Annotated in this window: 30 protein-coding genes; 19 read left to right on the top strand and 11 right to left on the bottom strand. The window is 41.2% G+C overall.

Features of this window, described 5'->3' with window-relative positions:
- Positions 1 to 127: 127 nt before the first annotated feature.
- The 3 genes from EKQ44_RS13295 to EKQ44_RS13285 all read left to right on the top strand — a co-directional run bounded on the left by EKQ44_RS13295 (position 128) and on the right by EKQ44_RS13285 (position 2,748).
- Positions 128 to 640, top strand: coding sequence for a DinB family protein (locus EKQ44_RS13295; protein ID WP_237664038.1), 513 nt, complete (start codon positions 128 to 130; stop codon positions 638 to 640).
- Positions 641 to 791: 151 nt separating this feature from the next.
- Positions 792 to 1,640, top strand: a complete 849-nt coding sequence (locus EKQ44_RS13290; protein WP_237664094.1) for a VOC family protein — start codon at positions 792 to 794, stop codon at positions 1,638 to 1,640.
- 106 nt (positions 1,641 to 1,746) lie between these two features.
- Positions 1,747 to 2,748 carry a DUF3231 family protein gene (locus EKQ44_RS13285; RefSeq protein WP_237664037.1) on the top strand — a complete coding sequence of 334 codons (1,002 nt, stop codon included), beginning with the start codon at positions 1,747 to 1,749 and terminating at the stop codon, positions 2,746 to 2,748.
- A gap of 11 nt (positions 2,749 to 2,759) precedes the next feature.
- On the opposite strand, the gene EKQ44_RS13280 is transcribed toward EKQ44_RS13285, so the two are convergent.
- Positions 2,760 to 3,653: a GNAT family N-acetyltransferase gene (locus EKQ44_RS13280; protein ID WP_237664036.1), complete on the bottom strand. Its 894-nt coding sequence runs from the start codon at positions 3,651 to 3,653 to the stop codon at positions 2,760 to 2,762.
- Between the two features lie 83 nt (positions 3,654 to 3,736).
- Positions 3,737 to 3,916 carry a hypothetical protein gene (locus EKQ44_RS13275; RefSeq protein ID WP_237664035.1) on the bottom strand — a complete coding sequence of 60 codons (180 nt, stop codon included), beginning with the start codon at positions 3,914 to 3,916 and terminating at the stop codon, positions 3,737 to 3,739.
- 148 nt (positions 3,917 to 4,064) lie between these two features.
- On the opposite strand from EKQ44_RS13275, the gene EKQ44_RS13270 reads away from it, so the two are divergent.
- Positions 4,065 to 4,757, top strand: a complete 693-nt coding sequence (locus EKQ44_RS13270; RefSeq protein ID WP_237664034.1) for a DUF1538 domain-containing protein — start codon at positions 4,065 to 4,067, stop codon at positions 4,755 to 4,757.
- On the top strand, positions 4,754 to 5,479 hold the full coding sequence (locus EKQ44_RS13265; RefSeq protein WP_237664033.1) for a DUF1538 domain-containing protein: 726 nt from the start codon (positions 4,754 to 4,756) through the stop codon (positions 5,477 to 5,479). Before EKQ44_RS13270 ends, EKQ44_RS13265 begins: the two co-directional genes overlap by 4 nt.
- Positions 5,480 to 5,524: 45 nt before the next feature.
- Here the strand turns inward: EKQ44_RS13265 and EKQ44_RS13260 are convergent, their stop codons facing one another.
- A complete protein-coding gene (locus tag EKQ44_RS13260) occupies positions 5,525 to 6,493 on the bottom strand; it encodes a ring-cleaving dioxygenase (RefSeq protein ID WP_237664032.1) in 969 nt (322 codons plus the stop codon).
- Between the two features lie 204 nt (positions 6,494 to 6,697).
- Between EKQ44_RS13260 and EKQ44_RS13255 the strand changes: the two genes are divergently transcribed.
- The 3 genes from EKQ44_RS13255 to proC all read left to right on the top strand — a co-directional run bounded on the left by EKQ44_RS13255 (position 6,698) and on the right by proC (position 10,556).
- Positions 6,698 to 7,966, top strand: coding sequence for a hemolysin family protein (locus EKQ44_RS13255; protein WP_237664031.1), 1,269 nt, complete (start codon positions 6,698 to 6,700; stop codon positions 7,964 to 7,966).
- Positions 7,967 to 8,371: 405 nt separating this feature from the next.
- Positions 8,372 to 9,364, top strand: coding sequence for a sodium:calcium antiporter (locus EKQ44_RS13250; protein WP_237664030.1), 993 nt, complete (start codon positions 8,372 to 8,374; stop codon positions 9,362 to 9,364).
- A 379-nt stretch (positions 9,365 to 9,743) separates the two neighbouring features.
- Positions 9,744 to 10,556: a pyrroline-5-carboxylate reductase gene (gene proC / locus EKQ44_RS13245; RefSeq protein ID WP_237664029.1), complete on the top strand. Its 813-nt coding sequence runs from the start codon at positions 9,744 to 9,746 to the stop codon at positions 10,554 to 10,556.
- Positions 10,557 to 10,706: 150 nt separating this feature from the next.
- On the opposite strand, the gene msrA is transcribed toward proC, so the two are convergent.
- Positions 10,707 to 11,834, bottom strand: coding sequence for a peptide-methionine (S)-S-oxide reductase MsrA (msrA, locus tag EKQ44_RS13240; RefSeq protein ID WP_237664028.1), 1,128 nt, complete (start codon positions 11,832 to 11,834; stop codon positions 10,707 to 10,709).
- Positions 11,835 to 12,005: 171 nt separating this feature from the next.
- Here msrA and EKQ44_RS13235 point away from each other — a divergent pair, with 171 nt between their 5' ends.
- From EKQ44_RS13235 to uppP, 4 genes are all read left to right on the top strand, one after another.
- Entirely contained in the window at positions 12,006 to 13,070 is a 1,065-nt protein-coding gene (locus EKQ44_RS13235) for an SDR family oxidoreductase (RefSeq protein WP_237664027.1), read from the top strand.
- 86 nt (positions 13,071 to 13,156) lie between these two features.
- Positions 13,157 to 13,564, top strand: coding sequence for a fluoride efflux transporter FluC (locus EKQ44_RS13230; protein WP_237664026.1), 408 nt, complete (start codon positions 13,157 to 13,159; stop codon positions 13,562 to 13,564).
- The gene (gene crcB, locus EKQ44_RS13225) at positions 13,561 to 13,950 is read left to right on the top strand and encodes a fluoride efflux transporter CrcB (RefSeq protein ID WP_237664025.1); all 390 of its coding nucleotides are present in this window, start codon (positions 13,561 to 13,563) and stop codon (positions 13,948 to 13,950) included. Before EKQ44_RS13230 ends, crcB begins: the two co-directional genes overlap by 4 nt.
- 21 nt (positions 13,951 to 13,971) lie before the next feature.
- Positions 13,972 to 14,802: an undecaprenyl-diphosphatase UppP gene (gene uppP, locus EKQ44_RS13220; RefSeq protein WP_237664024.1), complete on the top strand. Its 831-nt coding sequence runs from the start codon at positions 13,972 to 13,974 to the stop codon at positions 14,800 to 14,802.
- Between the two features lie 45 nt (positions 14,803 to 14,847).
- On the opposite strand, the gene EKQ44_RS13215 is transcribed toward uppP, so the two are convergent.
- Positions 14,848 to 16,146, bottom strand: coding sequence for a histidine kinase dimerization/phospho-acceptor domain-containing protein (locus tag EKQ44_RS13215; protein ID WP_237664023.1), 1,299 nt, complete (start codon positions 16,144 to 16,146; stop codon positions 14,848 to 14,850).
- Between the two features lie 114 nt (positions 16,147 to 16,260).
- Here EKQ44_RS13215 and EKQ44_RS13210 point away from each other — a divergent pair, with 114 nt between their 5' ends.
- The gene (locus EKQ44_RS13210) at positions 16,261 to 16,536 is read left to right on the top strand and encodes a hypothetical protein (RefSeq protein WP_237664022.1); all 276 of its coding nucleotides are present in this window, start codon (positions 16,261 to 16,263) and stop codon (positions 16,534 to 16,536) included.
- A 24-nt stretch (positions 16,537 to 16,560) separates the two neighbouring features.
- Here the strand turns inward: EKQ44_RS13210 and EKQ44_RS13205 are convergent, their stop codons facing one another.
- Positions 16,561 to 17,067, bottom strand: coding sequence for a MerR family transcriptional regulator (locus tag EKQ44_RS13205; protein ID WP_237664021.1), 507 nt, complete (start codon positions 17,065 to 17,067; stop codon positions 16,561 to 16,563).
- Positions 17,068 to 17,398: 331 nt separating this feature from the next.
- Between EKQ44_RS13205 and EKQ44_RS13200 the strand changes: the two genes are divergently transcribed.
- The 3 genes from EKQ44_RS13200 to wrbA all read left to right on the top strand — a co-directional run bounded on the left by EKQ44_RS13200 (position 17,399) and on the right by wrbA (position 19,641).
- Positions 17,399 to 18,700: a helix-turn-helix transcriptional regulator gene (locus tag EKQ44_RS13200; RefSeq protein ID WP_237664020.1), complete on the top strand. Its 1,302-nt coding sequence runs from the start codon at positions 17,399 to 17,401 to the stop codon at positions 18,698 to 18,700.
- Between the two features lie 13 nt (positions 18,701 to 18,713).
- Entirely contained in the window at positions 18,714 to 18,863 is a 150-nt protein-coding gene (locus EKQ44_RS13195; protein WP_237664019.1) for a hypothetical protein, read from the top strand.
- Between the two features lie 163 nt (positions 18,864 to 19,026).
- On the top strand, positions 19,027 to 19,641 hold the full coding sequence (wrbA, locus tag EKQ44_RS13190) for an NAD(P)H:quinone oxidoreductase (RefSeq protein WP_237664093.1): 615 nt from the start codon (positions 19,027 to 19,029) through the stop codon (positions 19,639 to 19,641).
- Positions 19,642 to 19,690: 49 nt separating this feature from the next.
- On the opposite strand, the gene EKQ44_RS13185 is transcribed toward wrbA, so the two are convergent.
- The gene (locus tag EKQ44_RS13185; protein WP_237664018.1) at positions 19,691 to 20,017 is read right to left on the bottom strand and encodes a hypothetical protein; all 327 of its coding nucleotides are present in this window, start codon (positions 20,015 to 20,017) and stop codon (positions 19,691 to 19,693) included.
- Positions 20,018 to 20,145: 128 nt separating this feature from the next.
- On the opposite strand from EKQ44_RS13185, the gene EKQ44_RS13180 reads away from it, so the two are divergent.
- Entirely contained in the window at positions 20,146 to 20,973 is an 828-nt protein-coding gene (locus EKQ44_RS13180; RefSeq protein WP_237664017.1) for an aldo/keto reductase, read from the top strand.
- Between the two features lie 288 nt (positions 20,974 to 21,261).
- Here the strand turns inward: EKQ44_RS13180 and EKQ44_RS13175 are convergent, their stop codons facing one another.
- On the bottom strand, positions 21,262 to 22,065 hold the full coding sequence (locus tag EKQ44_RS13175; protein WP_237664016.1) for a FixH family protein: 804 nt from the start codon (positions 22,063 to 22,065) through the stop codon (positions 21,262 to 21,264).
- 149 nt (positions 22,066 to 22,214) lie between these two features.
- Here EKQ44_RS13175 and EKQ44_RS13170 point away from each other — a divergent pair, with 149 nt between their 5' ends.
- On the top strand, positions 22,215 to 22,634 hold the full coding sequence (locus EKQ44_RS13170; protein WP_237664015.1) for a GNAT family N-acetyltransferase: 420 nt from the start codon (positions 22,215 to 22,217) through the stop codon (positions 22,632 to 22,634).
- Positions 22,635 to 22,882: 248 nt separating this feature from the next.
- Here the strand turns inward: EKQ44_RS13170 and EKQ44_RS13165 are convergent, their stop codons facing one another.
- Complete coding sequence (locus tag EKQ44_RS13165; RefSeq protein ID WP_237664014.1) at positions 22,883 to 23,779, bottom strand: RluA family pseudouridine synthase; 897 nt, start codon at positions 23,777 to 23,779, stop codon at positions 22,883 to 22,885.
- Between the two features lie 154 nt (positions 23,780 to 23,933).
- Between EKQ44_RS13165 and EKQ44_RS13160 the strand changes: the two genes are divergently transcribed.
- Positions 23,934 to 24,347 carry a DUF5365 family protein gene (locus EKQ44_RS13160; protein WP_237664013.1) on the top strand — a complete coding sequence of 138 codons (414 nt, stop codon included), beginning with the start codon at positions 23,934 to 23,936 and terminating at the stop codon, positions 24,345 to 24,347.
- Between the two features lie 30 nt (positions 24,348 to 24,377).
- On the opposite strand, the gene EKQ44_RS13155 is transcribed toward EKQ44_RS13160, so the two are convergent.
- The gene (locus tag EKQ44_RS13155) at positions 24,378 to 24,860 is read right to left on the bottom strand and encodes a thioredoxin family protein (protein ID WP_237664012.1); all 483 of its coding nucleotides are present in this window, start codon (positions 24,858 to 24,860) and stop codon (positions 24,378 to 24,380) included.
- A gap of 2 nt (positions 24,861 to 24,862) precedes the next feature.
- Complete coding sequence (locus EKQ44_RS13150) at positions 24,863 to 25,297, bottom strand: disulfide oxidoreductase (protein WP_237664011.1); 435 nt, start codon at positions 25,295 to 25,297, stop codon at positions 24,863 to 24,865.
- Between the last annotated feature and the right edge of the window lie 84 nt (positions 25,298 to 25,381).

The following is a 25,381-nucleotide window of genomic DNA, read 5'->3' as shown; positions in this document are numbered from 1 at the left end:
AAGCTGCGGGATCCTGAGGGGGATCCTGTGGCTTTTTTGTTTCGGTTATATCTAAAAGTAAAAGGTTTTTATACAAAAATGAAGAAAAGTATAAGGGGAAGTGAAATCCAATCATATAGGGGTTGAAATGATGGAAGAACTACTATTTAAACAGATGCATTTTGTGCGAAAAAGGACCATTGCTGCCTTGGATGCCACGACGGAGAAACTTGCTGATGAGATGCCTGGAGAAGTAAAAAATTCGATTAGATGGAATCTTGGTCATATTTTTGTTGCACAAGATACATTACTCTATCCGTTCATTGGAGAAGCACATCATGTACCGGAAAATTACCTTGAGTTATTTAAGATGGGATCAAGCCCTCATCATTGGGTGGAAGAAGCTCCGTCCCTCCAAGAAATCAGGAAGTATTTGGTGGACCAGCCAAGACGTATTCAAGCGGATTTATCAGGTAAGCTTGAGGAGCCTATTGACCGACCGTTCAAACTGGGAGACTATGAGCTTTCAACGCTTGGTGAGCTTCTGAGTTTTGCAATCTGGCATGAAGGATTGCATCAAGGAACCATTAATACAATTAAACGGACAGTTGGGACAGAGGACCTTTGGAGCAAAGTGACAGAGGAAATTCAGCCGGTATAAAATAGAAGTAATAAGGGGTCTGGCGGCTAGTATCTAAGCCAGACCCTTTATTAGATAAAAATAACTGTATGCAAACTGGAATTAATGTGGTAAAATATCTTTAATTCAAGATATTTAGTTTCAAAGGAAATGAAGGAGGCAATGATATATGATGCATTTTCATCAAAGTCCTACCACTTATGTGGGGGAGGTTATGATAAAAGTAGAGGATCTTCAACGCTCCATCGAATTTTATACTAATGTTATCGGCTTTAAGGTATTGGAACATACAGAATCCAAAGCGGTGTTCTCTGCAGATGGGCTAACACCACTTTTGACCATTGAACAACCGAAGGGTATCCAACCAAAGCAGCAACGTACCACCGGCCTTTATCATTTTGCGCTTCTATTGCCATCAAGAGCTGACCTTGGAAGCATCATACACCACTTCATCGACAAGGGTGTAAGGTTGCAAGGTGCATCAGATCATCTTGTGAGTGAGGCCCTGTACTTAGCGGATCCTGATGGAAACGGTATAGAAATCTATCGAGATCGTCCGGCTGGGGAATGGAATTGGAACGGACCGGAAGTGGAGATGGCTTCCATTGCGCTAGACGTGGAAGAACTGTTAAAAGAGGGGCAAGCTACACCATGGAGCGGTCTGCCTGAAGCGACTGTGATGGGACATATTCATCTGCACGTTTCCGGACTAAAGGATACAGAGAAGTTTTACACAGAAGGGCTAGGGTTTGAAGTTGTCACTCGCTATGGGGGGCAGGCTTTGTTTATATCAACGGAACGTTACCATCACCATATCGGTCTTAACACATGGAATGGAGTGGGGGCTCCCGCGCCTGCAGGAAACACAGTTGGTCTAGAATGGTTTTCCTTGATGTTTTCAAGTGAAGAAAAGAAGCTGGCCACAGTCGATAGGTTAACCTCATTAGGCAGTAAAGTAGAGTGGGTAGATGGCTACTATTACACGTATGACCCTTCAGGTAATAAAATTAAACTCGTTTAAAAGGCAAGCAGACTTCCATTTTGGAGTCTGTTTTTTTTTCTAGTGAATAAATAAAGGATACAGTACACATCTTAAAAATTAACTACGTGTACAATGGGAGTATTCTATGAAGGAACATAACATACAACTGACAACGCCGGAAATCGCCGCTTTATGGACGACTTACATACAAAATAGTGCAACAATCTGCTTTTACAAGCATTTTCTTCAACAGGTTGAAGACTCCGAAATTCAACGTGTAGTGAAGGAGTCTTTGTATTTAGAAGAAAGATATAATGAGGAAATAAAAAACATCTTTATAAAGGAAGGATTTCCGATTCCAGATGGGTTTTCAGATAAAGATGTAAATCTGTCAGCTCCTCCACTATATACGGATCTTTTTGCCCTGAGCTTCGCGTATAGGGTAGGTCAGATGACAGTCCCATATTATGCCACTGTTTTGACGAAAATTGCCAGAAGCGACGTGGTCGCTTTTTTTAGCGAATGTTTGAAAACTTCAACTAAACATTACAGGAATGCCCTTGAATTAATGCTTGCTAAGGGTATTTACGATAGACCACCGAAGATTCCCTATCCAAAGGATGTGAAGTATATCCAAGAGCAACAGACCATCCTTGGCACGTGGTTTGGTGACAAAAGGCCATTGAATGTGATGGAGCTTGGTGAAATCTTTTATGTAATTGAACGGAATTATATAGGGATGATCATGTTAGTGGGACTGATTCAAGTCATGAGGGACCAGGAGATCAAGGCGTATTTGGAAAAAGGAAAGAAGCTTGCGGAGAAACAGGTGGAAGTTTTCAATAATGTATTGAAGAAGGAAGACCACCTGGGTAATATTCCGGTCAGCATGGAGGTAACAGATTCAACGGTTTCACCGTTTTCAGATAGGCTCATCCTGTTTCTTATTTCTACCACAAGTTCTTCGGGATTATATCTCTTGGCATATGCCATGTCCACTGCAATGCGCAAAGATCTTGCCATGCACTATTCTACCATTATCTTGGACGTAGCGAAATATGGGGAAGAAGGGGTGGAAATGCTTATAAAACGAGGTTGGATGGAACAACCACCGCAATCTGTGAACCGAAGGAAGCTGCAGGAGTAAAAAGCTGAAGGTCAGACGCGGACCTTCAGCTTCTTTTCGAAAAAAAGGAGTTCATCAGCAAGATTGAAACCGGACTTCTGATAAAGTTTGATTGCATGATTATTAGTTGCATTCACACATAATTGTAGCTCTTCCATCCCCTTAAATGAAAAGATCCAAGCAATTGCGCTTCTCAATAGATCAGCCCCAATGCCATTTCCCCTAAACCGCTCATCCACTGCAAAAAATTCTATGCTCGCCTCTGAAAATTCAGGCTCGACTTCCGTATAGATGTAGCCGGCCAAGCAGTCTTCCTTTTCATAAGCAAACACTTTCCTATGTGCATTCAGACGGCGAATGATCTGTTCTCCACTGTAGTATGTATCAGGAAAGGCTAGGTCGTGAAGTCTCATCATCTCGCTGTAGTATTGCACAGGCAGTTCCGGTAGCCTCGTTACTTGAGTCAAGTTGAAGTCATTTCGTTTCATGGTCAGGATAGCCTGTTCGCTTTGTTTTGAGAAATTAAAATCTACTGCTATTGACGTGACCATTTTATTCTCCTTGTTGGGAAACATGCTAAGCTTTTCCACCACAGAAGGTAATATGGACAACATCTTCTTGAACAATAATGGCCCTTGTTCCTTCTGATTGTCAGTTAAAAAAGGCCCCCAAACCTCTGCCGATCCCTGCTCGATGTCTGCATCAAATCCTAGGACACCAACTAATGTTTCACCCTCGTAAGCTACAACGAAAGCTTTTTCAAAAGGAATATCTGTAAAATCATTTTTCAATGAAGAGACTATCTCTTCCTTTTGCCTTCCACAATAACCGATGTGGCTTTGTGCTTGTCCATTGAACGTAGAAATGAAAATCGCCACTTCTTCTATTGCATCTCTTGATGGAAACACAAATACTGTTTCATTCATTACGTATCTCACCCCATATAAAAAGCCCGGAGTGTGCACGGCTCCAGGACTTTTCAGATTATTTACAATTATACCACAGATGATTATCGGTTTATGAGGTTTCTTACCCCTCGATAGATTAAGGCAAGTGAGAATACTAAAACAGTAATGACGCCCAGAATACTAGTGATCGGCTCAAGAGCAGCAAACGTTCCAGTCATTGGTACTCTTAGAAGCGCAAAACCTGCTAGCATGGCTGCAAAAAACAGAAGAATTCTTTCCATGTGACACCCTCCTTTCCCTTTGCTAACACTATATGTGTATAGGCTTAAACTTGTCAGCGCTTTCAAAAAAAATAAACCTTCCTTTGTTATGTATTGGGAATAATAGGGTAAAAGGTAAAAAAGAGATAAGTAGAGTGGGAGTGAAGAGATGGAGGATATCAAAGATTCGGTCAAGGAATCTTTTCTGGCAATATTACCTGTATCTATAGTAATTGTTTTGTTGCAAATCTTCTTGATTGGGCTTCCTTTTGAGAAGTTCATGTTGTTTATAATAGGTCTTTTAATGGTCACGTTTGGTTTGATGTTTTTCCTGATGGGAGTTAACATCGGGCTTTTGCCTGTAGGGGACATGATTGGAAAAGTTCTTCCAAAGCCGAAGAAGAAGTGGCTGATCATCCTTGTCGGCTTATTGCTGGGGGTGGCTGTCACTGTGGCTGAACCGGATGTGCGAGTGCTGGCAACCCAGGTGGACGAAGTGTCGGAGGGGAAAATTACCTCGACCACCCTGATTCTTTCGGTGGCCCTTGGAGTGGGGATTTTTGTTGCGCTGGCCATGGTAAGGACCATTTATAAAATAAAGCTACCTTACCTACTTATGCCTGCATACCTGCTTGTTTTCATCATCGCCTTTTTTACCCCGGAGACCTTTGTTCCGATTTCCTTCGATGCCGGAGGGGTGACGACAGGTCCCCTGACAGTCCCTTTTATTCTAGCTTTAGGGGTTGGAGTTGCATCTGTAATGAGAAAAGACGAATCCTCAAGTGAAGGATTTGGACTGGTTGCATTGGCTTCCATCGGCCCAATACTTGCTGTTCTATTATTAGGGGTGATCTATCAATGATGCATGATATCTTTAAGGGCTTTGGAGAGCTGCTGATAGAGGTAACCTTCGCCTTAGTTCCATTACTGGTATTTTTCCTGGTCTTTCAATTCATTTTCTTAAAATTGGACTGGGATAAGCTGAAAAAGATATTGCTTGGTTTTGCCTTTTCATACATAGGCCTGGCCCTGTTCCTCCAGGGTGTCCATATCGGTTTCATGCCGGTAGGTGAAAAGATGGGAGAGAGCCTTGGCGATATGACTCACTCCTGGATACTGATTCCAATCGGGTTTGTACTGGGTTTTGTAGCCACGATAGCAGAGCCGGCTGTAAGGGTGCTTAATAAAGAGGTAGCGGATGTTACGGAAGGATACATCTCCAAAAAAGCGATGCTACTGACTCTTTCTGTAGGAGTAGGAGTGGCCATTGCCCTGTCCATGCTCCGGATCCAATTCAATTTTTCCATCTGGTATTATATTATTCCCGGCTATCTGATCGCATTTATCTTGCTGTTTTTTACAAAAAAGATATTTGTCAGTATCGCCTTTGATTCTGGGGGAGTGGCAACGGGACCGATGACGGTTACCTTCATCTTGTCGATGGCGGTTGGCGTGGCATCTGTGACGGAGGGAAGTGATCCCTTGACGGATGGTTTTGGTATGATCGCACTCGTTGCATTGGCACCTATCATCTCTGTTCTCGTGTTGGGGATCATCTATAAAAAGGAAGTGGAGGAAAACTAAAAAAGAATTTGGGAGAGCCAAAGATAGCTCTCCCATTTTTATGATTTAATTGATTTCCAGCGGTCTCAGGCTTGCTTCAATTTCCGCTCTTTTTGGCTCCAAGAAAGGCGGTAGTGCGAGTTGCTCTCCCATGCTTTCTAGCGGTTCGTCGACAGTGAATCCTGGAGTGTCCGTGGAAAGCTCGAACAGGATTCCATTTGGCTCCCTGAAATAAAGCGCCTTAAAGTAATGTCGCTCCACTTCACCAGAGTTTGGAAGACGTATTTGTCTGATACGCTGAACCCATTGGTTGAATTCTTCTTTATTGGGAATCCGAAATGCAACATGGTGCACGCCACCTCTGCCAATTTTTTCGGCGGGTAGATCCGGTCTGGTTTCGAGATGGACTTCCGCGCCTGATCCACCCTTTCCGGTTGCATATACCTCTATCGCCGGAAAATCTCCTTTGAGAGATGGATACGACCCCACATGACGAAAACCAAGGACATTGGTTAAAATGGTGGCTGTAGGAGGTGAGGATTTGACTGTCAACGTCACAGGACCCAGCCCTATGATCGCGTGCTCCTTTGGTATGTCATTTTTTACCCAAGGGACCCCTGCACTAACGCCCTCTTCCTCATTATCAGCAACAAGGACCAGCTTTGTTCCTTCGTGATCCTCGAATGCCAATGTATCCCGATTTGCTTTTTTTTCAATATTGCCATGCTTAACATCCAAGGAAGAAAAACGATGCTTCCAAAAGTGAAGAGATTCGGTAGTCGGCACTCTTAATGAAGTGGACGAAATACTTGAAACCCCTTCATATGTCCTGCCTAGACCTGGAATATCAAAAAAGGTGATTTCTGTTCCAGGATTCCCCTCCGCATCCCCGTAGAATAGGTGATAAGAGGAGGTATTGTCTTGGTTAACCGTTTTTTTCACCAGTCGCATACCTAGTACTTCCGTGAAAAATTGATAATTCTTTTCTGCTTTCGCTGTTAATAGAGAAACGTGGTGTAAACCTAACAATTCCATATGAGTTCACTCCTTTTTTATATAAATATTTTTAATTCATATATCTTTAATTCGAGATAATTATATCATGAAAATAAAGGTTGTGCAATTTTGTTAAAAATTTGGAAAAATACAATTTTTTAAGGTATTTTTTTCATTTTTATTGCTAAATTTCCCGTTTCAAAATATATTTATTATATATATATGTAGGAGAGTGATGAGAACTTGGATAGTATACCCTATGACTCGATAATTTTATTAGGGGCATTGTTAATATTATCAGGATATTTTTCGGCATCAGAAACAGCTATTACGAGCGTTAATAAAGTGCGGCTTCGTAATCAAGCAGAAAACAACAATGCAAAAGCAAAACGATCTTTAAACATGGCGGAGAACTTTGATCAAAGTATTTCCACTATTCTAATCGGTAATAACATCGTTAATATCGCGATGGCGGCAATTGCGACTAATATTGCTACACAGATCTATGGAAGCAGTGGCAGTACGCTTGCAATTACGACAGCGATTATTACTGTAGTAGTCCTTGTTTTTGGTGAAATTTTGCCAAAATCTTTAGCAAAACAATATGCAGAAAAATATTTACTTTTAATATCAGCCTCTTTAATGACAGTCATGAAACTCTTTTATCCAATTACATGGTTGTTCGTCCAACTAAAAGTAGGTGTCAAGAAACTTCTTGGTGCAGATAAGGAGGAGCCTACTGTAACAGAAGAAGACGTAATCGCAATGGTGGAAATTGGAGAAGAAGAAGGGACTTTTCTCACACAAGAACGAGAGTTGCTTCATAATGCCATAGCGTTTGATGATATCGTTGTGAAAGATATTTTGACGCCTAGGCCAGATGTGGTTGCCATCTCAGAGGATACGTCTATTGAAGAAATTAAAGACATCTTTATAAAAGAACAATATTCACGCTTACCTTTATATGAAGGATCCATTGATAATATAATCGGAGTCATTTCACATAGAGACTTTTTCGCACAATATGTTCAAAATCCTGCATTTACTTTAAAGGATATTGCCCGCAGCCCATTCTTTGTCATTGGTTCTGCAAAAATCTCGAACCTATTGAAGGAGCTACAAACCTCCCAAAACCACCTTGCCATTGTGCTTGATGAATACGGGGGAACAGCTGGAATCATCTCCATTGAAGATATCATTGAGGAAATTGTCGGGGAAATATGGGATGAGCATGACGAAAATGAAAACCTGGTGGAAATTCTTGATGAATTGAAATTCCGCATGGATGGACGTCTGCCTGTTGAAGAATTCACAGAGCTATTGCAACTTGAAGTAGCAGAGTCGACAGCTAACACATTAGGAGGCTGGATATCCGACATGCTCGGTTACCTTCCCAAAAAAGGAGAGCGGGTTGAATGTGAAAGCTTCGTCATCCATATTGAAGAAGTGAAGAAACATCGAATTCAAAAAGTAGTGGTGGAAAAAAACATTGATATCGTTTTTTCTGCATAATTTTATAGAGGGTCCTGGCATCCATAAGTGGTGTCAGGGCCTTTTTTATGTCATAAGTTTGTCTTTGTGGCGAGATAAAAGGTCAATGAGGACAATGTTTAGTGATTCTGTTGGTGGCCGGGGTTCATAGGTGGTGAATGAGGACAATGTTTAGGGATTTTGTTGGTGACATGGGTTCATAGAAGGTCAATGAGGACAATGTTAAGGGGTTTTGATGATCACCGGGGTTCATAGCATCCCCCCCATCACTTCTCCTCCAACTAAGTTACATTCCCCATCAAAAAGGGAATACCTAGATGGAAACACTACCAATATCTGTCGCTTTAAAAGCTACACCTTTGAGGGAAATTAAGGCATGTTCTTTTTTGAAAATATAAAAGCCGACAGTAGAAAGAGGAATGTAAATTGGTCTATTTTTTATTTATCGCCAGTGTGATTGTAACAGTTGTTGTAGCTGTTAAACTTTCCAAATATGCGGATATCATCAGCAAAAAATCTCATAAGGGTGGTGCATTTTTGGGAGCTGTCTTACTTGGTGGAGCAACATCCCTGCCGGAGATCACGACAAGTTATACAGCTGCTATCATCAATAATCCAGACCTTATCTTAGGTAATATTTTGGGAAGCAACCTTTTTAACATGCTGACTTTGGCTTTTATCAACATTTATTTCATCAAGAGGAGGATCTTTCAGCACAAGACGAAGGAGCACGTATTTACAGCACTCGTTGGATTGATCCTTTCCATTTATCTCTTGGTGGGTCTTCATATAAAATCCGGGTTTCAAGTGTTCGGTATCGGGTTGGATTCGATCTTGCTATTGGTCGGATATGGTCTTGGGATGTTTTTTCTTTCCAAGATACAGGTACCCGAAGTGCCGCTCAACACTACCAATGTAAAAAAAGAAATCGATTACTCCTCCATTTCAATGAAAAGGACTGTTTCTTTCTTTATCTTTAGTTGTTTCCTTATCATGGTGTTTGGAACAATCCTGACTGTGACAGGGGACAGAATTGGGGAACTCACAGGTTTGGGATCAAGCTTTGTCGGGATGTTTATGATTGCGGTTACCACCTCTTTGCCGGAAGTGGTAAGTTGCATCGTTGCCGTGCGTCTCGGAAATCCGGGGCTTGCCATTGGAAGTGTATTGGGGAGTAACCTGTTCAATTTGTTCGTGCTTGGCAGTTCGGATATTTTTTACAGAGGTGGGCTGTTGCTTTCATCAGTGGAGTTACTCCACTATATATCCACCATCACACTCATTATCATGAACCTGATTGTTCTATATACCATGCTACATCGGACAAAAGCCAAACAGGCACCAAGCTATCTCATCATTTCACTTGCGATTATTGCACTATATGTGGCAAACAGCATCTACCTGTTCATTAGTCCATAATCAATAGCTACCCCGCCAATGGGGTAGCTCAGACTGTTGACAAACTATAAATTAGTTAGGTTATCTGTTGGAAGAGTTGATCTTCGTTGCAGGAGCTTCGCTTTCCGCGGGCGGTCCGGAAGCCTCCTCGGGCTACGCCCTACGGGGTCTTCCATGTCCCTTCCTCCCGCAGGACAAGGAATACTTCGACAGCGATTCATCGCACGAAGAAAATGCGATAGCATTTTCGAGGAGTCTCCGCTCCTTCCACTGCGATCAACTAGAAATTTTTATCATTTTTGAACTTTGTCTACACACTGAGCTACCCCGCCAATGGGGTAGCTTTCTTAATACAGGTTCTATATAATTCTAGGCAGAACGATTAGGAAGTGATACATAAATGAAGAATAAGAGAATTGGTTTTATTGGTTGCGGGAAAATGGCTGAGGCCATTATAGGTGGAATGATAAAGTCAGAGCTAGTATCTGCAAATCAGATACTTGCCAGTGCGAAAACAAAGGCGACTGTAGAGAAGGTTACTGAAGAATACGCGATTGGAGCAACGTTACATAACAGGGAAGTAGCTAAAAAAGCAGACATGCTGATTTTGGCGGTGAAACCGGATCTCCATGAAGAGGTAATAGAGGAGATTTCAAATGTGGTCAAGCGTGATGCAGTCGTTATTACCATCGCTGCTGGCATAACCCTGGAGTTCCTTGAAGTAGCTTTCAAAAGAAAGATCAAAGCGGTACGTGTCATGCCTAATACCCCATCCTTGGTAGGGGAGGGAATGAGTGCGATTTGTGCAAATGACACAGTTAAAGAGGAAGAATTGCAAGACGTCATCCGTCTTTTTGAGAGCTTCGGTAAGGCGGAGGTGCTGCCTGAAAAGCTAATGGATGCAGTACCTGCTGTCAGCGGATCCTCACCTGCCTATGTGTATATGTTCATTGAAGCGTTGGCAGATGGGGCCGTTCAACAGGGCATAGCGAGAAATCAAGCATACACAATGGCAGCCCAAGCCGTCCTTGGTGCAGCGAAAATGGTGTTGGAAACAGGCAAGCATCCTGGGGAACTGAAGGATAATGTGTGTACCCCAGGTGGAGCTACGATTGAAGCGGTGACCACGCTCGAAAAGCAGGGCTTCCGTGCTGCAGTGGTATCTGCGATGGAAGCTTGTACGGGAAAATCGAAAAAGCTGAAGGATGCTTAATGATTGCACACCCACTTACCATCATATGGCGAGTGGGTGGTGATAGTCTTTAACATGGAACTTTTAAGTTCAGCTATTGATTTCCGAACTGGGCTCCGCTTTTCCTAAGGGCGCTTGAAGGAGTCTTTCCCGGTGCTCGCTTTAACAGGGCTAGTTAAATAGATCCAGGAACACCCCGTATCCTTTTGCTTCCATTTCCTCTTTTGGGACAAACCGTAGAGCTGCGGAATTCATACAATATCTTAATCCAGTAGGCTCAGGGCCATCATCAAACACATGTCCCAGATGGGCATTTCCCAATTTACTACGGATTTCCGTCCTGACAGAAAAAAAGCTTCGGTCTTCAAGCTCCACAAGGTTTTCTTCCACCAGAGGTTTCGTGAAGCTCGGCCACCCTGTGCCAGAATCATATATATCTGTGGAACTGAACAAAGCTTCTCCGGAAATTAGGTCCACGTAGATACCTTCTTCCTCAGAGTCCCAGTACTCATTATTAAACGGCTCTTCTGTACCGTCCTCCTGTGTCACATAATATTGTTCAGGTGTTAAGTGGGAGCGTAATTCTTCCTTGGATAAATGGAGGAGGGTGCTACCATCATCCTTTACTTTCGGAATGACGGTTCTATCGTCTCCCCAGACCTCATCTAAGTATTTATCCCGCCCTGAATTGTCCCGATAATATTCATAGCGTACAGGATTTTGCAAGTAATAATCCTGGTGGTAGTCTTCTGCGATGTAAAATGTTTCTGCGGCTTTGATTTCTGTAACAATGGGTGCTTCAAAACGTCCGGAGGCTTCCAGTTTATCTTTTGATTCCTGCGCAAGTTGCTGGTGTTCCTCATTATGATAGAAGATCCCGGAGCGGTAAGGCGTCCCTCTATCTACAAACTGTCCATCCTCATCTGTCGGATCGACCTGTCTCCAAAATACCTCCAAAAGTGTAGCATATTCGATAACATTAGGATTGTAAGCGATTATGACAGCCTCTACGTGGCCTGTGTCCCCGGTGGTAACATCATTGTAGGCGGGGTTTTCCACGCTTCCTCCAGTATAGCCGGAAACCACCTCATACACCCCGGGAAGATTTTCAAATGGTGGTTCCATGCACCAGAAGCATCCGCCTGCAAAAGTGGCAAACGAGATATTTTCACTTTCCTCGACTTCATATGGCATGCTGCCAATGGATTTTTGAGTTACCGTGGTATACATTTTGGGTATAAAGAAGTACGCGGCAAGACAACCAATCACAAGAAGTAAACCCCAGAATTTTTTACTCATCACAGACTCCTTTGTCATATGTCATTATTTCCAGTATAACGTATGTCATCTTCAGCCCACTAATCGTGATATGCTTCATCAATATTTTCCAAGTTTTGATTTATGCCAGATTCTATATTAAGATTGTAGTAGATTTGATTGAAAAATCATGTTCAACAATGGAGGACTTCAATGAATATATTCTTAACTGGTGCTACTGGATTTTTAGGAGGGAGGTTAATACGCAACCTCTTGGAAGAAGGACATAATGTCTATCTATTAGCCAGAAACATGGGCAAAGCAAAGGAGTTAAAGGACCGCTTGCCTCTATCCTTGCAGGGGAATGTCACGATCCTGAAAGGAGATATCGTGGAAAAGAATTTCGGCTTCTCTACGGATATACTTTCAGGACTTACAAAGAAGGTAGATATCTTCTACCATCTTGCGGCATTGGTGAAATTTGATCATCATCTTAGAGACACTCTTATGGAAATGAATTATCACGGAACAAAGAACGCCCTTGGCGTAGCAAGGCTAATCGGAGTGCCAAAGTTCATCCATGTCAGTACCGCCTATACAGTAGGGGTCTCCAATAAGGGGCAGGAAAAACTGTATGACCTGCAACAGAATTTCAACAATCCTTACGAGGAGAGTAAGGCGCTTGCTGAGCACGAAGTGATGAAGTACAAGGATAAGATGGATGTCTCCATATTCCGTCCGGCTATCATTGTAGGAGATTCAAAGACAGGAGAAGCAGATTCCAACTTTACCCTTTATGGCTTCATGAGGGGACTGGAACTTTTCAAGCGTAAACTCGAGCGAAAGAATTATCATGAAAAGGTTCACCTGGTAGGTTCTAAGGAAGGTACTTCCAATCTCGTACCGGTGGATTATGTCGCTGATATCCTAACGATTGCGGCAAAAAAGGCAACGAAAAACACCATCTATAACATTACGAATCCCACGCCACCCACAAATAGGGAGATACTAGGTACCATCAAGGAGCACCTACAATTTAAAACCCTAGGAATTTATGAAAAAGGAACAGCATACACGTTAACACCAGTGGAAATTCAATTGAATAGCATGATTGACGTATTTGAACCATACCTTGATCGAAGTATCTCATTCGAAGATGCCAATACACAAAAGCTTTTGAAAGGCAGCCCGATTGCGCATCTGAATATGACACATGAGATTCTCGAGATCATTGTTCGCGCATATTTTCAACCGGAAAAGGTTAAGGTGGAAATGTAAGAGAAAAGGAGTGGATGGCGTTTGCAGTCACCCACTCTTTTCTTGCATAATTAGTGTAAAACGTTTCAAATAGGTGGTTAAGTTGCATGTTGAAAAATATATTGGCTGTACTCATTGGAGGAGCATTGGGCTCTTTATTAAGGTATGGTATTAATATTGGAACGCTTGGCTATAGTTTCCCTTTTGGAACTTTGGTGGAAAATATCTTGGGGAGCTTTTTGCTTGGTGTACTTACAGGTTGGTTCCTCTATATCAAGTCTGCAGAATGGGTGAAGGCTGGCTTGGGTGTCGGTCTTTGCGGCGGCTTTACAACGATGTCAACGTTGGCGGGAGATGTATTCCTAATGGGTTCACAGGCTATGGCCCTATCCACTGCCATTTACATAATAGCTTCTATCACCGGGGGATTATTTTTTGCTTTCATCGGGTTCGTTTCAGGGAGAAGTTATGCCGAGCGGCACCTTTCCATTCAGGGGGAGGGAGAGGTGGAATGAGTCAATCTATGATGGCATTGTTACTTAGTGCCGGTGGTGGGGTTGGAGCGGTATGCAGATATCTGGTTGGGCTTTTCTTTATGAGTAAAGTTCCTAACCCATCTATTCCTATTGCAATGCTTATAGTAAATTTGGTCGGTTCTCTTGGCCTTGGACTCTTGTACGGCGGGATGTATGATGAACCGGAAGTATTATATGGAAATACAATCTTCCTAGCATTAGGTTTAGGTTTTTTGGGAGCCTTCACTACATTCTCCACCTTCAGTGTGGAGGCAATCCAACTTCTCACTGAAAAGCTTTATAAAAAAGCAGGAATTTATGTTTCCTTAAGCATCGGTGGTTCGATAGTTGGCTTTATCATTGGTTTTTTCTCATTGAATACATAAATAGCATTAAGGAGCAGGAATATGTCGATTATTGAAGCAATTATTTTCGGTATTGTGCAAGGGATTACGGAGTTTTTACCCATTTCAAGTACCGCTCATATCGTCATTACCCAATTAGTATTAGGATATCGATTTCCAGGGTTATCTTTTGAGATATTCTTACATTTGGCATCGATCCTAGCGGTTGTGATTTATTTTAGTAAAGACCTTTGGCAGGTGATCGTGGGTTTTTTTTCCTACTTCAAAAAGAAGACGCCAGAAAATAGGATACAATTTTGGTTTGCCATCTACATAGTAGTTGCGACAATTATTACCGGTGTGCTAGGAGTCTTATTAAGTAATATGTTTGATGAATCCATGAAGAGCCCTGGTTCTATGGCGTTGGCCCTTACGGTAACTGGAATAGCATTAATATACATTGAACGCTTTCATCGCTATGGGACCCGTAGTGAAAGAGAAATGACATTTAAAGATTCAGTGATGGTAGGACTAGGACAAACTTTGTCAGTGTTTCCTGGAATTTCAAGGTCAGGAGCCACTCTTATTACAGCTTTACTCACTGGATTAAGCAGAGAGACGGCAGTAAAATATTCCTTTCTTTTATCCATCCCAGTAATCCTTGGATCGTCAGTTTTAGCGTTGGATGATATATATGGTAGTTTCGTTACTGATATCGGAGTACCTGCATTGATTACCGCATTTGTAGTAACTTTTATCTGCTCTTGGCTTGGAATTGTTTGGCTTATTGGATTCTTGAAGCGAAGCAAACTTATTTATTTTGCTATATACTGTTTCGTAGCAGCAGCGTTGATTTATCTATTAATTGATCCTGACACCATTAAGGATATTTAAATATAAAGAAAGGGATATCCTGCTGATTAATGGTATCCCTTTTCTTTAGTTAGTTCTTATTACTTTACGGCTAGCATATTCGCTCTTTTTGACTTGTGCCGGAAGTGTAAGGACTAGTGTGTTTCTAAACATCCTGGTTCTGATCTGAATATCCCCTCCATGAGCTAGAAAGGTGGTGTAGGCGGTATAAAGAGCAGAATTTTCTGCTTTGTCGAGCATCGCAGGTAAATGTAAAAATGATTTAACTGGTTCTGTCTCAACCCCCTTGGAATTAAGCAGTATTTCAAAGACAACCTCATTCCGGTGGAGAAAATGATTAAGGTGGATTCTATTGATTGCACCACCATTTGAATCAATACAATGTTTTAAAATATTTGTCATGGATTCTACCAACATCTCCATATTGCCTTTAATTCTAAGGTTGCGCATATTTTTCGTTTTAATTTGAACGTTCTGGTTGTTTGCATAAGTAAAGATTCCAGCTAATACGTACTCCAAAAGTTCTTTAGAGGAGATGGTCCTTGAGGGAAACATATCTGCTTTTGCTAGATTTAAATAAGAATCAATGATTCTTTCTGCCCGGTGTAATTCTTCTAGGATGATAGGGACGTATTCTTTATTCGCCTTATTTTGTTCAGCCCCTAATAAGTGTGTGAATCCTTTTATCATCGTCAAGGGCTTATGGAATTCTTTTGATGCTTCGTCAGCCAACACGTTGATATGATATAGCTTTTTCATTTTCTTGAAGTTTTGTTGCAGCTGATCTATGCCACATAAAACTTCCATTATGTAAAAAAGAAGTAGTGTGCTCCCCACAAAAATTATCCCTGACAAAAAAGCTTGTTGAAGATGGGTTGTCCATCCACCCATTAAGTTATGATGATTGTTTATTAAAAAAGAGGAAGTGGCGTATAATATACCTCCTAACGCTGCCATTGCAACGAAAGAAATATTTTTTGTATGGAAATTCCGACTTTTTAGAAAAAAATGAAGCAAGATTGCAAGAGCAGGTATGATGGCAAGCATCTGCATAGACCAGGTAAATGATGGTGAAACAATAGAAAAAGGGATAAAAGCCATGATGGTCAAAGACCCTGCCAAATATCCACCATACATAAAGGCCATCAAAACGGGAATACCACTTAAATAAATAGGGAAGCCAGGAAATATTTGTATTGGATATAGAATACATAAAAATGCAGAAGTGGTACAGAAGAAAAAAACCGCCGTCTGTCGGAATAATTCCGAAGGCTTACTGTATCTCCTGTGCACCAATGAATAGTAAAAAAGAAGAGGAACGACCAAAAAGAATAGTTGTAGTAATATATCTTTCAGAAAGTTCATTGCTAGTCTCCTTACCGAGATGCTATATGTACGAGTATTCCTTTTCAAAGTACCATAAATTGAAAGAAAATTCTATAAAATTTAAGAGAATTTGTAGAAATTAGGAGGAAAACCATGAAAAAATCAGATGAGTTGTTTGAGCTATATAAACAATTATGGAATAGCCGTTCACTCCAAAGCCTCAACATGGGTGAGGGAAATATGCTGCACCAAGCTATAAGGACGGAGTTGAATGATGAGTTGACTCACCCGAGAACAAGAAAGAAACCAGAGGACAAGTATGTTATGGCAATCAAACGCATACTTGCTTCACAACTAGAGGATTCCGATCAACTTTTACTAATCAAGGAATTTACCGTCGTACTAGATGGTATAAAAAAAGGAAGCTGACCATCATTATGATAGGCAGCTTCACTATAATCCGAATATGGAACGAAATACATTGCGGCGTTTTGGTTGTGGGGGCTGGTCAAAAATCAATGGGGGTTCGAGTTTTTTTCCTTGTTTGGCTTGCAATTGATCGAGCATTTCTTCTAGTTTTTCCACTTTCTTCGTCAGTTCTTCCATTTCCTTTCTTTGTTGCAGGAGTTGATAGGATACCACATCGTCCGCCTTTTGTTGCACCAGTTGCTCTGTCCTGCTAACTCTCTCCATCAAGGCTTCCATTTTTTGTTCAATTGGAGTGGTGTCATTCCTTTTTACCTTTTGAGGGTTGGGAGTGTCGGCATCAAACCATTCAAGTGTACCGGCGACTTCCGAGTTTGCTTTTAGAGTTTCCAGACGGGCAATGGCTTTTGCATCATAGACATAATGGCCATAATCATTCTTGCTGCAGGGGATGTTGTGTTTTTGAACCCACTTTCGGATGGTCCGAGGGGCCATTCCCAATTCCTTTGCAACTTCATGTGTCTTTAATTCCATTCAAACTACCTCCCTTTCCTTAATCTAATTACACATTGATGAGTGAACTCCTCCATGGAAGACAAAACTAGTTAACGTTCGTCAAAAATAGTGATGTTGTTACAATTAACATATGTTTTTATCGGTGACACCCAACAGATTACTCATCTACTGTTGTAACAAAGGAGAATTATCCTATTGAAATATGCCTAGATAACTATAAAAAAGTGGTTACGAAAATCATGGTTAGCTTTTATAATAGAGATACATAATCCAAACCGCTTTGACGTAAACGTTTACTTATAGTAATCTGAATATTTAAAATAGAATACAAAGCGAAGGAATGATCCATATGATAAATCTAGATCAGCCAGCAACCAAGACAACTAAAATGGATATTGGGAGCAAAATTAAATTTTTTCGCATACAAAAAGGATTAAAGCAAGATGACCTTGCAAGAGGGATTATTTCTGTTTCCTATCTATCAAAAATAGAAAACAACTTGACCTCCCCGAGTGAGGAAGTATTGAGACTTCTTTGTGAACGTCTTGAAGTCAGTCTGATTGAACAGCAGGATGATTCGATTTTAGAAGAGTTGACTTCCTGGTACAAATTGATGACAACAAGTGAGAGTGAAGAAATCAGACGACGGCATGAGGTGCTTTCCAATAAAATCTCATCCGTAAATACGAAGACCTACATGTATTTTGTATTATTTGAATTACGCTATCAACTATATCTTAAGAACATGGAGCAATCCCGAATTTTAATTGATAAACTGCAACAGTTCATGGATGTTTTTGATATACAAATGCACTATTACTTCCAAAAGTTCTATTCCATTTACGAATATAGATTGAATAATTTCAACAGTGTCTTAGAACACCTGAAAATAGCGGAAAAGCTCCTTCAAAGAAACTCCAATTTTGATAAATCCGAAGAAGCAGACCTTTATTACCTATTTGGTCTTACATACAGCCAGACTTTGAAGGAACCGCTAAGTATCACGTATACCACCAAAGCGCTCCACGAGTTCCAGGGAATCTATGACTTCAAGAGAAGTGCCGAATGTCAGGTGCTGTTGGGGATCTGTTATCGAAGGATAGGGGAGTATGACCGCGCGGAAGAAAGCTATCTCCTTGCACAAAAACTCTCGGAATCTCTCAACAATATGTATCTACAGTCACTCATCTATCATAATCTAGGGAAATTGTATTCTATTCAAGGTCAGCAATTGGAAGCAATAAAAGAATATGAAAAAAGTTACTATTTAAAACGGGAGGATAAACCATTAAGTAAACTCACCTCCATTTATTGCATTCTATTGGAATATGATAAACTGGGGGATTTATCCGAATGCAGAAGATGGCTTCAGATAGGTAAGTCGCTATTGGAGAATCCCGAGGATGCCATTGAGTATCATTATTATTTTTCTATTCATGAAAGTATCCTAGAGAGCGATTATGAAAGGTTCGATCAGATCTTTCTGGAAGAAGCTTTGCCATATTTTCAGAAAAAGGATTTAAAGGAACCGCTCATCATTTATGCGGAACGGCTGGCACATTATTTTGAATCTACTTATAAATATAAAAAAGCCAGCTACTACTACTCACTTGGTTACAAAGAATTAAAGAAACAAACATTCTTAAAATAGGGAGATGATTAGTATGAAGAAAAGATTGATTCTTGTGGCAGTTGCTGTATTTCTATTGTTTGGAGGAGCTGGGGAATTGCAAAAAGCGGAAGTCCAAACCCAGCCAGATGTGATGTCAACTTCAAATAAGGATGAATACCCTGAGATCATTCCTGGTGGTTGATTAGCATTAAGAGAAAATCTCCTGTCTTAAGTGGCAGGAGGTTTTTTTAGTGGAAAGTTTTAATTCAAGATATTTGGGTACAAGATAACTTAGAGGGAAAGTACATAAAACCTCACCATCCAGAAGTTAACCCTTGGACTAAAAGAAAAAGGAGTGTTATATGATGGAAACGAATGTAAAATTGGCAATTATTTATTACAGCTCAACAGGAACCAACTACAAACTAGCAAAAACAGCTGAAGAGGCTGCAAAAGCAACTGGAGCAGAGGTGAAGTTGGTCAAGGTGCCTGAACTTGCCCCGCAGCAGGCAATTGATTCCAATCCGGCTTGGAAGCAACATCTAGAGGAGACAAAGGATGTACCAGAGGCAAGTCTGGATGACCTGACATGGGCCGACGCATACATCTTCAGTGTCCCGACAAGATATGGCACCCTCCCTGCACAGATGAAGCAATTCTTGGATACTACAGGAGGTCTTTGGGCAGAAGGAAAGCTTGCCAACAAGGTGGCAAGTGCCATGACATCTGCTAGTAATCCTCATGGTGGCCAGGAGCAGACGATCCTTAATCTGTACACCATCATGTATCATTGGGGAGCGATTGTAGCGGCACCAGGTTATACAGATAACTCCATTTTTGAAACCGGAGGAAATCCATATGGCACAAGTGTGACGGCCGATCAGGATGGGAACTGGAAAGAGGATGTGGCTGCAGCGGTGAAGCATCAGACCAAGCGCACCATCCAGGTGGCCAGTGCCATCAAGAACAGCATGCAATAATTAAAAAAACACCTATCACATAGGTTCCATGAGAACCTTGGGATAGGTGTTATTTATTTCCTTTTTTATACTTTTTTATGAGATAAGCGCGCTGGACAAAGAGATATGCCAAAAGGACGGTTGAACAGAAGATGGCTACCATCATGTTGAAAAGCATCCCACCAATGTAAAGGAGTCCGTCAACCTGTATGGTTAGGAAGTACCAAATTGTAGTGGTAATGAACCAAGTGGTGACAATGAAGGAAAGACTGATGACCGTATGAAAGAAAAAAGCGCCTTTTCGCTTCACCATCTGGGAGACGTATAGATAACTGCCTAGCGTCGTAGAAACAATGGCCAACAAATTCAAAAGCATAATGTAGTCAAACATCTCCATCAAAAAACTCCTTTTTTCTATTTATATGGATGGACAAATTTTTGGGTGAAGGCCTAGGCAAATAATTTGCTTAATTTCGGTAATCGGACATAATAAAGGTATTCTATAAAATTGGGATGGTGAAAAAAATGAAAAGTTTAGCGTCCACCACAACCTTACATAATGGGATAGAAATGCCATGGTTTGGCTTGGGGGTTTTTAAAGTAGAAGAGGGGCAGGAAGTTGAAGCCTCAGTAAAGATGGCCATTCATGCGGGTTACAAGAGCATTGATACGGCTGCCATCTATAAAAATGAAGAAGGTGTCGGAAAAGCGATCAAAGAATCCGATGTGCCTCGTGAAGAGCTTTTCATTACGACAAAGGTATGGAATGCAGACCAAGGGTATGAATCCACTTTGAAAGCATTTGATGAGAGCATGGAAAAGCTTGGTCTTGAGTATCTTGATCTTTACCTTGTTCACTGGCCGGTGAAAGGAAAATATGTTGATACTTGGAAGGCATTAGAGAAGCTATATCAAGATGGCAAAGTACGCGCAATTGGTGTAAGTAATTTCCAAATACATCATCTGCAAGATATTCTGGAAGTGGCAGAAGTGAAGCCGATGGTCAATCAAGTGGAGTACCATCCTAAGCTTTCTCAGGTAGAGTTGCTTAATTTCTGTAAAGAAAACGAAATCCAGCTTGAAGCTTGGTCACCTTTGATGCAGGGACAACTACTTGATAATGAAGTATTAAAAGAAATTGCTTCTTCTCATAATAAGTCTGTTGCACAGGTAATTTTACGCTGGGATCTACAGAATGGTGTGGTAACGATACCTAAGTCTGTGAAGGAGCATCGTATTAAAGAGAATGCTGATATTTTTGATTTTGAGTTATCAGCAGAAGAGATGCAAAGAATTCATGCGTTGAATGAAAATAAGCGGGTAGGTCCGGATCCGGATAACTTTGATTTTTAAATTTAAACGAAAGGTGCCGGTTCTTTTGAACGGCACCTCAGACTGTTGACAAACTATAAACCAGTTAGGTTATCTGTTGGAAGAGTTGCTCTTCGTTGCAGGCGCTTCGCTTTCCTGCGGGCGGTCCGGAAGCCTCCTCGGGCTTACGCCCTGCGGGGTCTTCCCTGTCCCTTCCTCCCGCGGGAGTCTGCGCGCCTTCCACTACGATCAACTTGAAAACTGCTATGAATTTTGCTTCGTCTACACACTGAGGTGGCGGTTCTTTTGACCGGCACCTTTCGTTATACTTTATTTAACTTCCAATTCTTCTATTTGGTGTTCATGCAGTTCTTCTTTTTCCACGTGTATTTGGACATAGTGCAAACCGCTTTCGTTCATGGTCGCTGTGGCTTCGTATTTACCGTCACTGACTTCTTCCGCATCTATAAATTCATGCTTCTCAGAGTCCTCATGCCAAATTTCAAAGCGGACATTTGCACCGGTAAATGGTGTTTCTCCTTGCATAAGTTTTGTGGATAATATGGTTTCTTGATTTGCTTTCACCGTTTTAGCATGTTGTAACGACATGTGTAAGGTATTTTCATGCTCGTGACCGTGGCTGTGATGATCATCATGATCGGTTTGTTCGTGAGTTTCATGGTCATGCTCGTGATTGCTAACCTCTTCCTCCTTTTCGGAAGGATCAGGGTTCCCAACTGTCACTTCAACGCGTGGCATTACATGCATATCTCTTGCAGTGGTATGAGCCACCACATAGTAAAAGCCTTCCTCATCAAACGTTTTGGTTATGGAGTAAATTCCTTCTCCATCATTGTCTGCTTCTAACATTTCATGATCAGCTTCTTGCCCTTGTTTCCATACTTCAAATGTCACTTCATTTGCATCTTCCACATTTTCATCACCCTGTGTGACCAATGCTTCGATTTTTACTTCTTCCTTCGGTTCTATGGTTTCCGGAAGCTTGATTTCCACTTCTACTATGCTAGGAATCCCTGCACTTTCACCATTCGATTTTCCATCGTTATTAGATGATCCACAAGCTGCCAACATCAATAGTGAAAGCAGGCAAATCAGTAAAGTTAATTTTTTCAACTAGAGCACTCCTCTCGTTCAATGGTTTTATTATATCTAGAAACCTAACGAAAAATTATTCAAAAAAGATCAATCTTGTGAACAAAAATAGTACTATATTGGTAATGACCATTAACGATGGGCTTTATACATAAGGGAGGAAAAGGATTATGATTAAACACTTGCAGACAGCTGAAGAGTTATTACAGGGATATACTGTAATGAAAGAGTTAAGACCCCATTTGACAGAAGAGTCCTTTCTTGAAATGAACGAAACGATGCGACGTGAGGGCTATGAAGTCCATGCATTATTTGAAGGAGAAGATGTGGTGGCGGTCACGGGTATCATTACCCTGACAAATTTTTATGATGGACGCCACATTTATGTATATGATCTTGTGACAAAAGCTACTTCAAGGTCGAAGGGGTATGGAGAAAAGTTGCTTAGGTATATCGAGGAGCTGGGAAAAGAAAGAGGATGCGAGAAAGTAACGCTGTCTTCCGGTTTAGTTAGGGTGGATGCACATAGGTTTTATGAAGAAAAGATGGATTATGAGAAAGCGAGTTATGTATTCAGGAAGAAGCTGTAGCTGCTACAGGTCCAGTGTGTAGACAAAGTTAATTATTATTAAAAATGATGAGATTCCCGTGTAGATCGTAGTGAAAGGCGCGAAGACTCCCGCGGGAGGAAGGGACAGGTAAGACCCCGCAGGCGTAAGCCGAGGAGGCTTACGGACCGCCCGCTGGAAAGCGAAGCGCCTGGAACGAAGATCAACAGTTACTTTCAAATCTTAAAATATATAAGGTTTGTCAACAGTCTGAAGCTGTAGCTAGAGTGCTACAGCTCTTCAAGTTTTAGAGAAGGTGGCCCGAACCCATCAGGGAGTGGTGCGTGTACAGTGATATTCTCAGCTGTAAAAGGATGTGGGACAACTAACTTCCAAGCATGGAGACTGTGGCGATGGTGTTTACCCGTTGCCCCATAAAGCTTGTCGCCGTATAAAGGATGACCCATGTTGCTCATATGTACTCGGATTTGATGTGTTCTTCCTGTATCAAGCGTCAATTCTACAAGGGTTAATCTATCCTTAGGGAAAGTTTTCAAGACATTATAATGAGTGACGGATCTTTGGCCGTTCGGGGAAATTCGCCTTCTGGAAGCATGATGGCGATCTTTTCCAATTGCTTTATCGATGGTCCCTGTGGTTTTGTCCATGATCCCTTCCACAAGTGCGAGGTAAGTCCTTTTTACTTTTCTTTCTTCTAACATCCTATCAAGTATTGCTCCAGCGATGGCATGTTTGGCAAAAAGAATGGCACCACTGGTGTCTTTGTCCAGCCTGTGGATATGACGTACTTTGGAATGAATTCCGTTTACTTTGAAATGATAGGCAACTCCGTTGGATAGGGAGTGTAAGTCTTTTTCAGAGGAAGGGTGTGTATCCATGCCAGCCTCCTTGTTTACCACCAAGAAATGCTCATTTTCAAATACTACCTCAATTTTCAAGTCTGAAGCAGGAGGAGAGAGTTTTTCTGCCAAAATCGGGACAGAGAGCTCCTCACCTTCCTGAAGCGGTATTGTCCAATTTGGGACCTTCCCATTCACCATGACCTGCTTGGACATACGCAATTCGTGGAGAAGGCCTTTTGGTATACCCAACACATCTTTCAAGTAGCTCTGTAAGGGGAGGTTGTTATCTTTTGTAATGGTAAATGTTAGTGTATGGTTGTTCATGGTAAGCTCCTTTCCTTATAAATCATGAAACACAAAATTCAGTATTGATTCTTGTCGTAATCAGTCTATGGATTCCATTAACTACCTACCCAATTAAAGATGCATTTGTGTTACTCTTTTGTTATAGAGAAGTTAAAAAGGGTGGTTTTAATTCGTGAAAGTAGTGTACGCATCAACTCCAGAGCAGGAGGACCACATCGGTGAATTGGTCCAACACCTCTTAACGAACATTCTTCCTTATTATTTCACAGATAAAGAGATAGAAAACCTTGCCAAACAATTATCCCTTCATACTGGAGAAGTCCATGATACTTTTTCCGATTACAATGGAACGTTAAAGGAAGCATTTCATATCATTTCTTGTCTTCAAGCCATCATAGCAGTTATTGAAGCAATCCAAGAAGAGGATCTACTTAACAAGCATCGTGAAATATTTAAGAGGAATGTCGACATGTTAAGGGAGTTCGGTTTTTCCTTCCCATTTTCAATTGATCAATTTGCACAAAAGCCAAGCAAGCCAAATTTTTTCAGTAAATTTATTCGTCCTTCCAATCATTTTCTTATTTAGTGTTCCAACAATGGAAGAAACTCCTGGCGATTATTCGCTAGGAGTTTCTTTTACTTTCTCGAACCAGTTTGAATATACGCTATGGTCTTGATGGTAGTTTTCAAGGCGTTCCACTTCCTGGCCATCAACAAAATGGATGAATGTAGGTGTAGACCTTATTCGGTAATCGTCCCAGCCTTGTTCAAATTCCTGTAAATTATATAGCTCCATATCAACACCCATCTCTTCTGCCATTGGCACAACAACAGGGCTTGTCTGCTTACAAGCAGGGCAAGTCGAGCTATAGAAATAGATAGTCTTCGTTTCACCAGCAGCTAAATCTTCCTTCAATTGATCAGGTGTAATGATGTTTTGATAAAGAGGATCATCCAGTTGTTTTTGTGTTTCTGTATGAAGTTTGTCCTTTCCAAAAGGATTGCCTTCTACATTCTGTTTCTGCTGTATATTAGTAATGACAACGAGAGCTATAAAGATGGCCATGATGACCGCCATGATAATGATGAGTTTTTTCAAGATTAGTTACCTGCTTTCTTTGAAAGATTTCTTACATAAAATAAGATTACCGTAACGGATATAAAACCGATAAGTGCTAGAAATGGGATAGTGATAAAGCCCATCCAATTGATGTATTGACCAGTACATGGCACCACTCCACAAGAAACGGAGTTCTCGCCGAAAAATGCGACCTTCTGTATCAAATAGTGATAGAAGGATATGCTTGCCCCGATAATGGAAAGTGGAAGGACGTAGGTTGCAATTCCCGCATCTTTCTTAATGGTGGCAATTCCCAGCAGGATTACTAGCGGGTACATCAATATTCGTTGATACCAGCACAATTCACATGGTATATACATCAATACTTCAGAAAAATATAAACTGCCTAGAGTTGCGACAAGGGCAATAATCGTTGCCGCGAGCAATAGGTTTTCCACTTTCTTAGAATGATCCACTATAATTCGCCTCTTTTGAATTCAAGATACTTTTTCTAAAATTATAGACCTTACTACACATTATTGCAAAACTATTCCTTTCCT

The organism is Sutcliffiella horikoshii (assembly GCF_021991925.1).
GTDB classification, from domain to species: Bacteria; Bacillota; Bacilli; order Bacillales; family Bacillaceae_I; genus Sutcliffiella_A; species Sutcliffiella_A horikoshii_F.
Note: the sequence above shows the minus strand (reverse complement) of the source record. Positions and strands in the feature narration are given on the sequence as shown.